The organism is Streptomyces sp. AC627_RSS907 (assembly GCF_019049165.1).
On sequence record NZ_JAGMUE010000380.1, the window covers coordinates 1 to 802 of the forward strand.

Here is an 802-nt window from a genome sequence, read left to right on the forward strand (position 1 = left end):
GTCGAAGGCGTCGGCCAGCGCCTGGGCCACGCCGCTGCCCTTGAGCACCGCGCCGAACACCCCGCCCGCGCCGACCACCAGCAGGATGTTGCCGACCGGCTTGAGGGACGCGGTGGACACGGTCTCCAGCGACTTGCGCGACCAGCCGCGCCGCAGCCCGAGCAGGTAGTACGCGAGGAGCAGCGCGATGGTCAGCGCCACGAAGGGGTGGCCGAAGAACTCCACGATCGAGCGGCCCGTGCTCGGGTCGAAGGCGATGGAGGAGAACGTCGCGCAGAGGATGAGCAGCAGCGGGGTGCCGATGATGGCGAGCACGGTGCCGACGGAGACGGGCGCCTCGGCGGCGCCGGAGCCGCCCTCGCCGCCACCCGCCCCGGCGGAGCCGCCCTTGCCGGTCGAGCCGGCGAGCGCGCGCTGCTCGGCCGCGACCGCGGCCTTGGCCTCATCGGCGGCCTCCACCATGTCCTGCGGGACGGGCACGAAGACGCGGTGGCCGATCCACGCGGCGTACGCCCAGGCGGCGAGCACGGCGGGGATGCCGCAGACCACGCCCATCAGGATCACCCAGCCGAGGTCCACTTCGAGCAGGCCGGCGGCGGCCACCGGGCCCGGGTGCGGCGGCAGGAAGGCGTGCGTCATGGACAGGCCGGCGAGCAGCGGCATGCAGTACAGCAGGATGGACTTGCCGCTGCGCTTGGCGGCGGCGTAGACGATCGGCGCGAGGACGAAGATGCCGACGTCGAAGAAGACCGGGATACCGAAGATCACGCCGGTCACGCCCATCGCCAGCGGGGCCCTGCGC

1 pseudogene is annotated in these 802 nt (G+C 73.4%); it reads right to left on the reverse strand.

The features are described from left to right. Nucleotides 1-802, reverse strand: a pseudogene (locus tag KUM32_RS35995) (GntP family permease); the annotation flags it as partial.